The 13,259-nt window shown below is 76.1% G+C and carries 12 protein-coding genes and 1 riboswitch; of the genes, 8 read left to right on the top strand and 4 right to left on the bottom strand.

All coding sequences use genetic code 11. The features are described from left to right. The first annotated feature begins 151 nt into the window (after positions 1-151). The gene (locus tag OH807_RS03290; protein ID WP_406193674.1) at positions 152-1,441 is read left to right on the top strand and encodes a YncE family protein; all 1,290 of its coding nucleotides are present in this window, start codon (positions 152-154) and stop codon (positions 1,439-1,441) included. An 83-nt stretch (positions 1,442-1,524) separates the two neighbouring features. Here the strand turns inward: OH807_RS03290 and OH807_RS03285 are convergent, their stop codons facing one another. The 3 genes from OH807_RS03285 to OH807_RS03275 all read right to left on the bottom strand — a co-directional run bounded on the left by OH807_RS03285 (position 1,525) and on the right by OH807_RS03275 (position 6,891). Continuing rightward, positions 1,525-2,463 carry an MBL fold metallo-hydrolase gene (locus OH807_RS03285; RefSeq protein WP_406193672.1) on the bottom strand — a complete coding sequence of 313 codons (939 nt, stop codon included), beginning with the start codon at positions 2,461-2,463 and terminating at the stop codon, positions 1,525-1,527. A 113-nt stretch (positions 2,464-2,576) separates the two neighbouring features. Next, positions 2,577-3,458, bottom strand: a complete 882-nt coding sequence (locus OH807_RS03280) for a hypothetical protein (RefSeq protein WP_406193671.1) — start codon at positions 3,456-3,458, stop codon at positions 2,577-2,579. A gap of 1 nt (position 3,459) precedes the next feature. Continuing rightward, the gene (locus OH807_RS03275; protein ID WP_406193669.1) at positions 3,460-6,891 is read right to left on the bottom strand and encodes a CHAT domain-containing protein; all 3,432 of its coding nucleotides are present in this window, start codon (positions 6,889-6,891) and stop codon (positions 3,460-3,462) included. Positions 6,892-7,033: 142 nt separating this feature from the next. Here OH807_RS03275 and OH807_RS03270 point away from each other — a divergent pair, with 142 nt between their 5' ends. The 4 genes from OH807_RS03270 to OH807_RS03255 all read left to right on the top strand — a co-directional run bounded on the left by OH807_RS03270 (position 7,034) and on the right by OH807_RS03255 (position 9,118). Beyond that, on the top strand, positions 7,034-7,402 hold the full coding sequence (locus OH807_RS03270) for a PadR family transcriptional regulator (protein WP_406193667.1): 369 nt from the start codon (positions 7,034-7,036) through the stop codon (positions 7,400-7,402). Next, positions 7,399-7,995, top strand: coding sequence for an HAAS signaling domain-containing protein (locus OH807_RS03265; RefSeq protein ID WP_406193665.1), 597 nt, complete (start codon positions 7,399-7,401; stop codon positions 7,993-7,995). The genes OH807_RS03270 and OH807_RS03265 overlap by 4 nt, the downstream gene beginning before the upstream one ends. Before the next feature lie 68 nt (positions 7,996-8,063). After that, positions 8,064-8,396, top strand: coding sequence for a metalloregulator ArsR/SmtB family transcription factor (locus OH807_RS03260; protein ID WP_406193663.1), 333 nt, complete (start codon positions 8,064-8,066; stop codon positions 8,394-8,396). After that, on the top strand, positions 8,393-9,118 hold the full coding sequence (locus OH807_RS03255; RefSeq protein ID WP_406193661.1) for a DUF2071 domain-containing protein: 726 nt from the start codon (positions 8,393-8,395) through the stop codon (positions 9,116-9,118). The genes OH807_RS03260 and OH807_RS03255 overlap by 4 nt, the downstream gene beginning before the upstream one ends. A 99-nt stretch (positions 9,119-9,217) precedes the next feature. Here OH807_RS03255 and OH807_RS03250 read toward each other — a convergent pair whose 3' ends face one another. Next, complete coding sequence (locus OH807_RS03250; protein ID WP_406193659.1) at positions 9,218-9,676, bottom strand: hypothetical protein; 459 nt, start codon at positions 9,674-9,676, stop codon at positions 9,218-9,220. 676 nt (positions 9,677-10,352) lie between these two features. On the opposite strand from OH807_RS03250, the gene OH807_RS03245 reads away from it, so the two are divergent. The 3 genes from OH807_RS03245 (at position 10,353) to OH807_RS03235 (ending at position 12,733) form a co-directional block, all read left to right on the top strand. After that, entirely contained in the window at positions 10,353-10,982 is a 630-nt protein-coding gene (locus OH807_RS03245; RefSeq protein WP_406193657.1) for a hypothetical protein, read from the top strand. A 189-nt stretch (positions 10,983-11,171) separates the two neighbouring features. Then, entirely contained in the window at positions 11,172-11,579 is a 408-nt protein-coding gene (locus tag OH807_RS03240; protein ID WP_406193655.1) for a YciI family protein, read from the top strand. Beyond that, positions 11,576-12,733 (top strand): RNA polymerase sigma factor, encoded by a 1,158-nt coding sequence (locus OH807_RS03235; RefSeq protein WP_406193653.1) that lies wholly within the window; start codon positions 11,576-11,578, stop codon positions 12,731-12,733. Before OH807_RS03240 ends, OH807_RS03235 begins: the two co-directional genes overlap by 4 nt. Before the next feature lie 161 nt (positions 12,734-12,894). Further along, a riboswitch (cobalamin riboswitch) is annotated at positions 12,895-13,085 on the top strand. Positions 13,086-13,259: the final 174 nt, after the last annotated feature.

Genomic DNA, 13,259 nt, shown 5'->3' with positions numbered 1-13,259 from the left:
CGCGGGGGAGCGGCCTCGTACTGACGGCCCCTCGCGGGGAATTGGTGCGCGCCGACGTCTTGGCAGGGCGAGGGCGCCGTCCTTACCGTCGAGTAACGCAATCCGGCCGGCAGCCTCCTCCGAGGCTGTGCGAACGCGCGAAGGAGCGGCCATGCCCGTCACCGAGCCCCGGTCCGACCGCCATCCCACCCGCTGGTCCCGGCGGGTCAGGGCCCTCGGCGCCCTCGGCGTCGTCGCCGTCCTGCCCCTCGCCGCCATCGCGCCGGCGGCCGCGACGGCGGGCCCTGCGCCGGCCCTGCGCGACGTGATGTTCGTGGGCAACAACTGGGACGGCACCGCCGACGTCATCCGTTCCACCGGCGACTTCGCCCGGATCGGCCGCGTCAACGTCATCCCCGACAAGGACCAGAGGCTCACCGAGATCTACCTCGACCCCGTCAGGCTCGCCTACTTCCTGGGCATCCGGCTCGGCCCGGGCGAGGGCCACGACCAGTTCGTCGACGACATGTACTCCACCCCGGACGGGTCGGCGGTGGTCGTCTCCCGGCCGAGCTTCGCCGACGTCGTCTCCATCGACCTCGCCACCGGCCGGATCAACTGGCGCTTCCCCGTTTCGGGTTACCGCTCGGACCACATGGCGCTCTCCCCGGACGGCACCCGCGTGGCGGTCTCCGCCTCCACCTCCAACACGGTCCACGTGCTCGACGTGCGCACCGGCACGCAGCTCGGTTCGTTCGCGACCGGCGACAAGCCCCACGAGAACCTCTTCACCGACGGCGGGCGGCGGATCTGGAACATGTCGATCGGCGAGGTGAACACCGCCCTCGACGCGCCGTGGCTGGACTGGACGAAGGGCGACCGCCGGATCACCGTGGTGGATGCCGACACCTTCGCGCAGGTCAGGGTCATCGACATGCGGGAGCGGCTGGACGCCGCCGGGCGGCCGGACCTCTCCGACGCGATCCGTCCGGCCGCCTTCACCCCCGACGGCTCGACGCTGTACTTCCAGGTGTCGTTCTTCAACGGCCTGGTCGAGTACGACGTCGCCGCCGACCGGATCACCCGCGTCAAGACCCTGCCGAAGAACCCCGCGACCAGCGAGGACCGCACCACCTGGGTCAACGACTCGCGCCACCACGGCCTGTCGATGAGTCCGGCCGGTGACAAGTTGTGTGTCGCCGGCACCATGGACGACTACGCGACGGTGGTCGACCGGGCCACGCTCCAGGAAGGGCCGCTGGTGCCCGCCCAGAAGCCCTACTGGGCCACCGTGAGCGGCGACGGCAAGTCCTGCGTGATCTCCGAGAGCGGCGCCGACCAGGTCACCGCGATCGATTTCGCGACCGGCCGCAAGACCGTCTCCGTCCCGGTCGGCGACCATCCGCAGCGGGTACGGATCGGCCACGTCCCGGCCGACTGGACCGGCCCCTCCGGGCGGTGAGCCGGTCGGGCCGCCCCGCCAGCGCGCCCCGGCGCTCCGCCCCGTCCGGCTGCCCTGTCACTGCGCCCTGTCGGTCCGCCCCGTCACTCGGCCCGGTGGACGATCAGGAAGTCGTCGAAGACGTGCCGCCCGGGCCGGCCGCCCACCTCGTCGAGGGCCCGGCGGATGTCGTGCAGCTGCCCGATCGTCATCTGCAACGGCGGCTCGTCGGGCTGGTACGTCCAGCGGATCGGGTAGTCGACACCCGGGCGGTCGGTCATCTCGATGTGGCAGCCGAGCACGTGGCCGACCGGGTGGGCCGCCGCGAAGGCGGTCAGCCGGTCGATCGTCGCCGTGTAGGCGGCCCAGTCCGCGACGTACAGCCGGCCCGGGTAGACGGTGTCGCCGGTGAGCAGGAAGCCGGTGTACGGGTCGAAGTAGGTGACGGCCGCCTCGTGGTGCCCGGGGCTGGCCAGGCAGCTCAGCACCCGGCCGCCGAGGTCCAGCAGCGCCGGCTCGTCGAGGTCCTCGCCCAGGCCGAGGAAGGCCCGGACGGCGTCGAGCCCGGCGTCCACCAGCAGTGTGTCCGGGCGGTCGGCGAACTGGGCGTCCCCCGCGACGTGGTCGCCGTGGCCGTGGCTGTGCAGGACGAGGAGCCGGTAGCTGGTCCGTGGGTGGCGGGCGAGCCAGTCGGCGACCAGCTCGTCGACGACGCGGCGGAGCGGGAAGTACGCGGGGGAGGCGGTGGCGCCGGTGTCGATCAGGACGGCGCGCTCGTTGCCGAAGAGCAGGAACAGGAACGGGGCCTCGTAGTTGACGGCCATGTTCTGCCGCAGCAGGACGGTGTGCTCGTCGTAGTGGTGGACGTGGATCTCGGGGTCGGTGTTGTGCTTCGCCGATTCGGAGCCGTGGATCCAGCGCACGTCGAGGGAGCGCCGCGCGAGCTGCCCGGACGGGTCGGTGAAGTCCACCGGTCCCGTGGCGGGGGCCGCGGCCGTGGGGTGGGTCGGGCCGGGGTCGGCCGGGGTCGGTCCGGAGGTCATGGGCTCTCCCGTCGGCGTCCGCCGCGCCGGCCGGGCGGCCGGGGACGCCGCGTCTCCCGCCCGGTGTCGGCCCGCCTTCGGGCCGTCGCCGCGAAACTACCAGGCGTGCGGGCTCAGTTCACCGGCGGCAGGTCCCCCGGCGGTGCTTCCGCCCTCGCGAGTGCCCCGGTCCCGAGTGCCCCGGTCCCGAGTGCCCCGGTCCCGAGTGCCCCGGTCCCGAGTGCCCCGGTCCCGAGTGCCCCGGTCCCGGGCGCCCCGGTCCCGGGCGCCCCGGTCCCGGGCGCCCCGCCGTCGGCCGCCGGCAGGGCCTCGGCGGCGGTGTGCAGGTCGATCCGGTGCAGCAGCGGCGGCAGTTCGGCCCGGCTGCGGACCAGCCCGAGCCGGCGGACGGTCGCGGCCACGATGATCTCGGCGGTGACCTCCGCCGCCGGCGGGCTCTGCACCACCATCGCCAGCCGCACGTCGCCGAGCAGGGGGTGGTTCGGCACGGCGCGCAGGCGCCACTCGGGGTCGCTCTGGCCACGGCCGAGTGCGGTGACGTACTGCTCCTCGCGGCTGCCGCTGCGGCTGTACTCGACCGACGGTTCGACGAATCCGAGCGGGGCGCCGACCGAGATCCGGAAGGACCGGTCGGTCGGCGCGGCGGCGGTCCGCGGCGCCAGGGCGAGCGCGACCGGCTGCGGCCCGTCGCCCGGGGTACTGAGCCGCACCCCGATCCGGGACTCCACGAAGGGCACCGCGCCCACGTCGGCGGCGGGCCGGTAGGTGCAGTAGAAGGCCACCACGAAGTAGTCGTCGCCGGCCGGCAGGCTCGCCAGCAGCGCCGGATCGACGTCGACGTCGGCCAGCCCGGCCCGGGTCAGGCGGGTGACGAAGGGCCGGCGGCTGACGGCCAGCCGGCCCCGGATGCGTTCCTCGGTGGACGGCCGTTGCAGGGTGGCGGGCACGACGAGGTCGACCTCGCCGGACTCCAGGGCGGGGATGTCGATCGCCATCTCAGTCGGTCCCTTCCTCGCTGCGGTGGAGGCTTCCGGAGTAGCTGAACGCACCCCAGTCGCGGTACTGCGGGTGGCGCAGCCGGGTGGCCTGCTGGGCCAGTCGGAAGGCCGCCACCGGCCCGACGTCCTCGCCGAGGGCGCGGTACAGCTCGGTGAAGAAGCAGGTCGCCGCCTCGGGTTCGACCGGCCAGAGGCAGCCGACCACGGCTTTGGCTCCGGCTAGCAGGAAGGCGGCGGGGAGCCCGCGCAGGTTGTCGCCGAGGTCGAACCGGCCGAGCGCGGACTCGCAGGCGCCGAGGGTCACCAGCTCCACCCCGCGCAGGTCCGCGGCGACGACCTGGTGGGCGAAGAGCCGCCCGTCGGCGGGCCCGTGCGGCGGCGCCGCGCCTTCCGGCGCCGGCCCCGGGGCGTCTGCCGCCGCGCCGGCGGTGTCCGGCTGCGGCGGGTTGAGGTACAGGCACTGGAACCAGGGCGCGACCGGGCTGTGCGAGCCGTGCGCGGCGATGTGCAGGTACCGGTGGCCCGGGGCGCGCGCGAGCAGCGCCTGCGGGGTGGCGTCCGCCCCGGTCAGTGCGGTGCCGCCGGCCTCTGCGGCCACCGACCGTACGTGCGCGTCGAGTTCGGGCTCGGCCGGCAGGCCCCGGGCGGCGCCGCCGTGGGCCGCGCCGAGCGCCAGCAGCCCCGTGCCGGGCGGGTGCGCGGGCGGCGCGGTGAGGCAGACGGGGCTCGGCACGGTGGTCACCGTCCAGCGGTCCGCGAGCGGCCGGCCACCGGAGTGGAGCAGGTGGAACGGCAGGTAGTGGAACGGCCCGTGCGCCCAGACGCAGAGGTGCCGGCGGCCCTCGGCGTGGAGCCGGTCGAGGGTGTCGGCGAGGCCGGCGCCGAGGACGCCCTCCAGGGCCAGCCGCTCCTCCGCCTCGCGGCCGACCGGGCGGTGCAGCGGATCGTCCAGGACGGCGGCGCGGACGTCCGCCACGGTCGTCGCGAAGGGGTGCAGGGTGTGGCTGTAGCCGTCCTTGGCGATCCGGTGCAGTGCGGCCGGTACGCCGTCCGAGGCCACCAGCCGGAGGTCGGCGACGCCGTCCCGGGTCAGGGTGACGAGGTAGTGGGCGACCGTCGCCGGTGCGCCGTCCGGGGCCGCGGGGCCCTCGCCCGGTGTCCCGTCCGGTGTCCCGTCCGGCGGGGTGAGGCCCACGAACAGGGTGAGCAGCACGGTGTCCGGCGGCAGGGCCCGGCAGAGCTCGTCGAGGTCGGCGGCGTGCCGCCGGTCGCGTGCCGCGGCGTCGCCCCGCGCCCCGTACAGCCACCGGGAGAAGGCGCGGTCGAACCCGCGGCGCAGGTTGTCGAGGTAGGAGCGGGCGTCGGCGCCGTCGTCCGTCTCCTGCGCGCCGGCGTAGCAGAGCATGTGCAGGTCCTCGGCGAGGTCGGTGAGCCGGTGCGTCTCCCCGGCCTCGGGGAGCGCTCCCTCGGCGCGGCCGATCTCGCCCAGCAGCTCGTGCAGGCCCGGGCGGACGGCGCGGGGGCCGCGGTGCCCGGCGAGGGCGGCGCCGAAGTCGAGGCCCTTGACGGCGGTCACCACCTCGAACAGCGCGCCCGGGGAGACCTGATGGGTGCCGAGCGCCGTCGGCAGGCGCTGGCCGGCGCGGTACAGCGCGAAGCCGACGTCGGCCCGCGGGATCGCGGACAGCGCGGGGGCGGTGGACTGGCGCAGGATCACCGCGGCGAGGACGGCGGCGTCGGGGGTGCCGGCGCCGGCCACCAGGTGGTCCAGCTGCTGGACGGCGAGGTCGGCCAGGCCGAGCGCGGCGTAGTCCTCCGCCGCCTGCCCGTGCAGTTGCAGGGCGGGCATCGGCCGGCCGGCCCCGGCGTGTTCGAGTGCCGCCCGGGAGGCGACCGCGGCACGCAGGTGGACGAGGGCCGGCAGGACGCGCTCGGCGTGGGCGTCCGCCGGGAGCTCGCTCCAGGCCCGTCGCACGAGCTGCTGGGCGAACCGGGCGTCGCCGCGGTGGTAGAGGTGGGCGGCCAGGTGCAGGGCGGCCGCCGGCCGGGCCCAGGCGTCCCCGGCGGGCCCGTCGTTCCCGTCGATTCCGGCGCTGCCGGCGGCGGTGGCGGCGGCGAGGAGCAGCTCGGCCCCGGCCGCGTCGACCGGGCAGGGGAGGCTGCTGCCGGGCAGGGCGTGCACCTCGCTCTCCCAGATTTCGAGGCACCGCTCGGGGTCGTCGAGGTGCGGCAGGGCCGCGTGCGCCTCGTCGAGGAGCGCCCGCAGCGCCGCGGTGTCTCCCTGCTCGCGGAAGAGGCAGAGCGCCTGGTCCACGACGGCGCCGGCCTCCCGTCCGCCGAGCCGGCGGACGAGGTCGGCGACCGGGCCGCCCAGCAGGTCGTGGACGGTCTGCCGCGGGCCGGCGGGCACGTGCCTCGCGGGAGCTCGGTCGTCGGGAGCTCGGTCGTCGGGAGCCCGGTCGTCGGGAGCCCGGTCGGCCGGGGAGAGCAGGCGCATGAGCTTGATCCGGTTGTACGGGTCCTGCGCCGGGTCGAGCAGGGCGACGGCCTGCCGGGCGCTGCGCAGCAGCTCCTCGTCGATCCAGGGGGCGCCCATGCCGGTGTGTGCGAGCAGGGCCAGCGCCTCGCCGAGGGCGACGAGGCAGCGCCCGCGCCGGTGACCCTCGCTCAGGCCCACCGCGCCGTACAGGTAGGGCAGCGCGTCCAGGGCCGACTCGGCGGCGTCGGGCATGCCGTGCGGCAGGCCGTCGGGATCGCTTCCGCGGGCGAACGGCCTGCGGAGCGTCTCGCGCTCCCGCTGCCGGGCGAGCAGTTCCTCGGGCGGGAGGCCGGCCCGGGCGATGCCGGTGAACGGATGCACCCGCAGGAGGCCGGCCGCGAACATCGTCTCGGCCAGCTCCTCCAGCTCGCGGTCGGCGCGCAGGGTGCCGATCTGCTCGTCGGCGACCGCGCAGGCGTGCCGGAACCGGGCGCCGTCGGGCTCCGTCACCAGCAGCAGCCGGGCGCACTCGACCACCCGGTCGGCCGCCGCCCACCACATGCTCTCCCGGCTGCGCCCCCAGCGGACGTCCGCCGCCTCCAGGACGAGCCGCGCCAGCAGGTAGCCGCCCGAGGGATCGGCGGCGCGGGCGTGGGCGTCGCTGAGCAGGGTCAGGAACGCGGCGTGCTGCTCGGTCATCACCCACGCGGGGTCGCGGACCAGGGCGACGGCGGCGGTCTCGCTCAGGTGGTGCGCGTGGACGTCCCGGACGAGTCCGAGGACGGCCTGCACGGCGGGGTCGTCCCGCCGCTCGTCCTGCCGTCCGTTCGGTTGCCCGGCCCGCCGGTCGGTCGTGCTGCGCTCGCTCCCCGCGTCGGTGCGCCCGTCGGTGCCCGGGTCGGTGCCCGGGTCGGTTTCCGGGTCGGTGTGCTCGTCGGTGTGCTCGTGCAAGCCGGTGCCCCCTCCGGGCCCCGTCCCCCGCGGGGCCTGCCGAGGATCATGGCACAGCGCGCCGGTGCGCTCGCCCGTCGTGCGACCCGCCCGGCCCCGGCGCAGCTGTCCGGGCGGCGCCGGGCGTGGTAGCTTGCTTTGCATGGTAGATGGCTATGCAAGCAACCCCGAGGCCGACGGCCGGGTGGCCAGTCAGCTGCGCAAGGGCGTACTGGAGTACTGCGTGCTTGCGCTGCTGCGGGACGGGCCCCGCTACGGGGTCGAGTTGCTGGCGGAGCTCGCCCGGGTCGAGGTGATGGCCACCAGTCAGGGCACCATCTACCCGCTGCTGTCGCGCCTGCGCCGGACCGGGCTCGCCGACACCGAGCTGCGCGAGTCCGAGAGCGGGCCGCCGCGCAGGTACTACACGCTGACCGACGCCGGCCGGAGCGCGTTGGAGGAGTTCACCGCGAACTGGCCCTCCTTCCGCGCCGCCGTCGACCACTTCCTCACCCCCGGAGAGCCGACGTGAACGAGCCCCTCAGCCACCCCCTGGTACGGACGTACCTGACCGCGGTCGAGGACCGGACCGCTGCGCTGCCCGTCGCCCGCCGCCGGGAGCTGCTGGCCGACCTGCGCGAGCACGTCGAGGTCGCCCTGGCGGAGTCCGGCACCCTCGACGACGACGCCGTGCGGCGGGTCCTGGGGCAGCTGGGCGCGCCGGCGGAGATCGCGGCGGCCGCCCTCGCCGAGGAGCCCGGTGACCGTCCGGTGCCGGAGAGCAGCCGCCGGACCCTCGTCACCCTCGGACTGGTCGTGCTGGCGATGCCAGCCGCGTTCGTCCCCGCGGTCGGGCCGTTCCTCGGGGCGGTCGTGGCGATCGCCGCCCTGGTCCGGCTCTGGCGCTCGCCGCAGTGGGCCGGCCCGGAGAAGCGGACGGCGACGCTGCTCATGCTCTCGCCGGTCGTCACCCTGCCGGTGCTCGCGGTGCTGCTCTCCGTGCTGCTCGGCGGCCTGAGCGCGGCGGCCCTGACGGTGGCGCTCCCGGTGGCGCTCTGCCTCCCGGTGGTCGCCGCGGTGCGGCTCGGCCGGTCCGCCGCGGGGCTCCGCGGGCGGGCGGCCTGACTGGAGGTCCGAGGGTGGGCGGCGGCGGTCCCTTGTGAGCAATTTAGCGAAGGTGCTAAATATGAGGGGTGACAGAAGCTCAGGACGAGGCCGGCGCCTTCCGCGCGCTCGCCGACCCGACCAGGCGGCAGATCCTGGAGTACCTCAGGGGCGGCGAGCTCGCGGCCGGTGAGATCGCCGGCCGGTTCCCGATCAGCGCGCCCTCCGTCTCGCGCCACCTCGGTGTGCTCAAGGGCGCCGGGCTGGTGACCGAACGGCGCGACGGCAACCGGATCCTCTACTCGCTGGCGGAGGAACGCCTCGCGATCTGCATCGGCCGCTTCCTCAGCGCCGTCTGCCCCGAACAGATCGTGCTCCGGCACACCGCCTGGCGCCCCGCCGCGCAGAAGGAGGAGTCGTGATCCAGCCCCGACTGGCCAGCGTCGTCGAACGCCGGCTGCTGGTGAACTACCGGGTCGCCCCGGACGTGGCGGCGCGACTGCTCCCCGCACCGCTGCGCCCGCAGCTGGTGCACGGTCACGCCGTCGCGGGCCTCTGCCTGCTGCGCCTCGGCGGTGTCCGGCCGGACTGGGCGCCCCGCGGGGTCGGGCTGCGCAGCGAGAACGCGGCGCACCGGATCGCCGTTGAATGGGACGGGCCGGACGGCGTCGAGACCGGCGTCTACATCCCGCGGCGCGACACCGCGTCACGGGTCAACGCCTGGGCGGGCGGCCGGATCTTCCCCGGTCGGCACGGCCGCGCCGACTTCGACGTGGAGGAGAGCGCCGGCCGGGTGCGGGTGGCCTTCGCGACCCGGGACGGTGCCGTGCGCGCCGAGGCGACCGTCGACGTGGCCGGGGAGCTCCGGGGCAGTAGTCTGTTCGCCGACCTCGCGGAGGCCTCGCGGTTCTTCCGGGGCGGCGCGAAGGGCTACTCGGCCACCCGGGCGGGCCGGCACCTGGACGGCATGGAGCTGCGCACCGCTGCCTGGCACGTCGAGGCCGGTGCCGTCCGCGCGGTGTCCTCGTCCTACTTCGAAGACCCGGACCGCTTCCCGCCGGGGAGCGCGACGCTGGACTGCGCGCTGGTCATGCGCGACGTGCCGGTCGCGTGGCGGCCGCTCCCGGCCATGGCCGCGGCCTGACCCGTCGTCCGGCCTGACCCGTCTTTCGGCCGGACCGGCCCGAACCCGAGCAGCCCGGACCGGTCGGTTTCCCGGGCGCCCGTCCGCCCGTCGTGTGCCTCAGTGCCGGGCGGGCCCGATCTCCGCGGCGCCCCCGGCGCACGGGGGAGCGGTGCGGCGGCAGTCGCCCGACGGGCAGGCGCCGTCCGGCACGGCCGGAGCGTCCGGCGGGGTGCGACGGGTGAGCAGGGACCAGAGGATCCAGCCCGTCAGCCGGGAGCGGGCGAGTACGACCTTGCCCCACCGGGCGCCGAGCGGTGACGTCCAGCTGTCCACGATCTCGACCCGGTCGCCGCACCGGGCCAGGCCGAGGACGGTGTCGTTGACGGAGTGGTCGCGGCGGACGTTGGCCGCGCCGGCCGAGACCTCCCAGCCGCTCGGACCGCTCCCGGCCGGCCCCGGCGACCCGGGCGGGTCGGGCCGGGGCGTCGCCGCACGGCCGCCGGTGGCGCCGACCGCGGGGAGGATCAGGATCGTCAGGGACAGGACCGCCGACGCGGCCCTGCCGATCAGGCGCACCGGAGCCCCGGTGCCTCGGCGTGTGTGGGCATGTACGGCAGAACGAGCGGGCGCTGCGTGTGCGGAGGTTTGCGCCCCAGGCTCACCCGGTCGGCGGCGGCCGGTCCGTCGAACGGGTGGCCGGCGCCGTGCGGCGGACCGTGCGGCGGGCCGGGCGCGCGAGGGTGTGCGCGGGTGCGCGCGGGTGCGCGCGGGCCGGAGCGATGCCGGCGGGTCACCGGGCCGGCCGTCGTGCGAGGCCCCCGGGGGCGGCACCCGGACGACGGGCGAAACCCGGATGATCCGTGATCACATCATCCGCTATATTCGCGGCGCGACCCGCAGGGATCGGGCGCCACCACCGACCTCACCGGGGAACCAAGCCACCGTGTCGCAGCCTCTCGACGATCCTTCCTCCGCCGTGCCCGTTCCGCCGTCCACCGGCACCGCTCCGGCCGGCCCTGCCGCACCCGCTGCGCCTGCCGGACCCGCTGCGCCCGCCGGTCCCGCAGCGTCCGCCGCACCCACAGCGCCTGTCGGACCGGCCGGACCCGCAGCGCCCGCACAGTCGCCGTTCGGCGCCGACCCCTTTGTGCCGCCGTCGGCCGGCCAGGCGCCGTTCGGCCCCGGCCCCCAGGCGTGGCCGGCCTACGGGACGGCCGGGCCGCCGGCGAAGAAGCCGTGGAGCGGGCTCGCCATGACCTCCCTCGTGCTGGGCGTGATCGGCTTCGTCCCGCCGCTGTCGCTGGTCTCCTTCGGGCTCTCCATCGGCGCCTTCCGGCGGATCTCGCGCCGGGGCCAGCGCGGGTTCGGGATGGCCGTCGGCGGCCTCGCCCTCTCCCTCGTCTGGGGGCTCGTGACCGTCCTGGTGGTCAGCCTGGTCGCCGTGGCCGTGCGGCAGCTGCACTCCGGCCCCGACCGCGGCCCGGACGGCCGGCCCGCGACCGCCGGCCCGGCCGGTCAGCTGTACCTGCGGGAGGGCGACTGCGCCACCGACTACCTGGGCGGCCTCAACGAGCCGGACGACTACCACGTCGTCCCGTGCGAGCAGGCGCACCGGTTCGAGGTGTACGCGGTGGTCCGCCTCCCCGGTGGGACGGGCTACCCGGGCACGTCCGCCGTCGAGGACGCCGCGGACCGCCTCTGCACGGCGCGGCAGTCCGCGACGGAGCCGCCGCCGGGTGGCGTCACCAGCTTCTCCTACCCGTCGCAGGTGGCCTGGTGGGTGCGCAGCGACCACGAGGCGATCTGCTACTACACCTCCGCCACGGCGTGGACCGGCCCGGTCAAGCCGGCGGCCACGGCCGGGAGCGCGACGACCGTCTGACCTGGGGCGGAGCCGTCCGCTCGGCCGGGCCGCGGCCGCCCGGAGCCGCCCGATCGCGGCCGCCCGGGGCGGCTCGTCCGGCGGGCGGGAAAAAACTTCGGCCGGTGGTGTCGAGAACGTGTGGCCGGCTCCGTCCCAGGGGTGAAGGCGGCCAGAATGGGCCGCACCAGCACCGAGGAGAGAGCCACCATGGCGAAGTACCTTCTGCTCAAGCACTACCGCGGCGCCCCGGCGGCGGTCAACGACGTGCCCATGGACCAGTGGGCGCCGGAGGAGATCTCCGCGCACGTCCAGTACATGCAGGACTTCGCGGACCGGCTGGAGAAGAGCGGCGAGTTCGTCGACGGCCAGGCGCTCGCCCCCGGGGGAGCCTGGGTCCGGTACGACGGGGAGGGCCGCCCGCCGGTCACCGACGGCCCGTTCGCCGAGACGAAGGACCTCATCGCCGGCTGGATGGTGATCGACGTGGACAGCTACGAGCGCGCCGTCGAGCTGGCCGGTGAGCTGTCGGCGGCCCCCGGGGCGGGCGGGAAGCCCATCCACGAGTGGCTGGAGCTGCGGCCGTTCCTGACCGCCCCGCCCACCGTCACGCAGTGACCGTTCCGGCCGAGGAGGCCCTGCTCCGGAGCCTCACGCCGAGCGTGCTCGCCGTCCTCGTCCGCCGCGGAGCCGGCTTCGCGGCGGCCGAGGACGCCCTGCAGGACGCGCTGGTGGAGGCGGTCCGGGTCTGGCCGGCCGAGCCGCCGCGCGACCCGAAGGGCTGGCTGGTCACTGTCGCCTGGCGCAGGTTCCTCGACGCGACGCGGGCCGACACCGCCCGCCGCCGGCGCGAGGACCTCGTCGACGAGGAGCCGCCGCCCGGCCCCGCACCCGCGGCGGACGACACCCTCCAGCTCTACTTCCTCTGCGCGCACCCCTCGCTGACGCCGTCCTCCGCGGTCGCGCTCACGCTGCGCGCCGTCGGCGGGCTGACCACCCGTCAGATCGCCCGGGCCTACCTGGTGCCCGAGGCGACGATGGCGCAGAGGATCAGCCGGGCCAAACGCACCGTCTCCGGCGTGCGCCTCGACCGGCCGGGGGATGTCGCCACCGTGCTGCGCGTCCTCTACCTGGTCTTCAACGAGGGCTACTCCGGTGACGTCGACCTCGCCGCCGAGGCCGTCCGGCTCACCCGGCAGCTCGCGGCCGCGATCGACCACCCGGAGGTGGCGGGCCTGCTCGCCCTCATGCTGCTCCACCACGCCCGGCGCACCGCCCGGACGGCGCCCGACGGCAGCCTGGTCCCGCTCGCCGAGCAGGACCGCGGCCGGTGGGACACCGGGGCGATCGCCGAGGGTGTCGAGATCCTTCAGGCGGCCCTGGCCCGCGACCGGCTGGGGGAGTTCCAGGCCCAGGCCGCCGTCGCGGCGCTGCACGCCGACGCACCCACCGCCGAGGAGACCGACTGGGTGCAGATCGTGGAGTGGTACGACGAGTTGGTCCGGCTGACCGGCAGTCCCGTCGTCCGGCTCAACCGCGCGGTGGCCGTCGGCGAGGCCGACGGACCGCGCGCCGGTCTGGCGGCGCTCGCGGAGCTGGACGACTCGCTGCCCCGCCACACCGCGGCGGCGGCGTACCTCCACGAGCGCGACGGTGATCTCGCGACCGCGGCCCGGCTCTACGCGGAGGCGGCGCTGAAGGCCACCGACCTCGCCGAACGCGACCACCTGACGCGCCGGGCCGCCCGGCTCAACGCCCGCCGGAGCCGCTGACGGGCCGCGCCCGGCCCCCGCGGGCGCCCGGGATCCCCGGCCCCGGGGCCGCGCCCGGGGCTCCCCGGGGCCGGGGCCGCGCCCGGGGCTCCCGGGGCCGGCGCGCCGCCGGGGCGGCGCGCCGCCGGGGCGGCACGTCGCGGGCCGCACTCTGGACTTACTAGGACGTCCGACTATATGGTCGTGGACAAGGCCCGCAGTGCAGGGAAGCCGGTGTGAATCCGGCACGGTCCCGCCACTGTGACCGGGGAGTGCGTCGCCGCAGTACCAGCCACTGGCAGCCGGCCGGGAAGGCCGGGCGGCGCACGGTGATCCGGGAGTCAGGATACCGACTGCGGGTGTTCCGTGTTGTCCACGAGGATGGAGCAAACACGCATGGCACCGGTCTGCGCCCTTCCCGACCCTGGTGATCCTGCGACGGCTGCTGCGCGCCCGTCACCCTGACGGCACGCCGCGCCCGGCAGCGCCCCCCGACCCCGCTCCGTCCCGAGCGCCGGCCGGCCGCTCTGCCGTGCCCCCTTCCCTC

The organism is Kitasatospora sp. NBC_01560, from assembly GCF_045208415.1.
Taxonomy (GTDB): Bacteria; Actinomycetota; Actinomycetes; order Streptomycetales; family Streptomycetaceae; genus Kitasatospora.
The sequence above is the reverse complement of the archived record's forward strand: the minus strand, read 5'-3'. Positions and strand labels throughout refer to the sequence as shown.

What these genes read in the sequence shown, in the direction of transcription:
- OH807_RS03270 (WP_406193667.1), top strand. Translation starts at nt 7,034, where the DNA reads ATGGTAGATGGCTATGCAAGCAACCCCGAGGCCGACGGCCGGGTGGCC.
- OH807_RS03240 (WP_406193655.1), top strand. Translation starts at nt 11,172, where the DNA reads ATGGCGAAGTACCTTCTGCTCAAGCACTACCGCGGCGCCCCGGCGGCG.
- OH807_RS03245 (WP_406193657.1), top strand. Translation starts at nt 10,353, where the DNA reads ATGACCTCCCTCGTGCTGGGCGTGATCGGCTTCGTCCCGCCGCTGTCG.
- OH807_RS03280 (WP_406193671.1), bottom strand. Translation starts at nt 3,458, where the DNA reads ATGGCGATCGACATCCCCGCCCTGGAGTCCGGCGAGGTCGACCTCGTC.
- OH807_RS03285 (WP_406193672.1), bottom strand. Translation starts at nt 2,463, where the DNA reads ATGACCTCCGGACCGACCCCGGCCGACCCCGGCCCGACCCACCCCACG.
- OH807_RS03290 (WP_406193674.1), top strand. Translation starts at nt 152, where the DNA reads ATGCCCGTCACCGAGCCCCGGTCCGACCGCCATCCCACCCGCTGGTCC.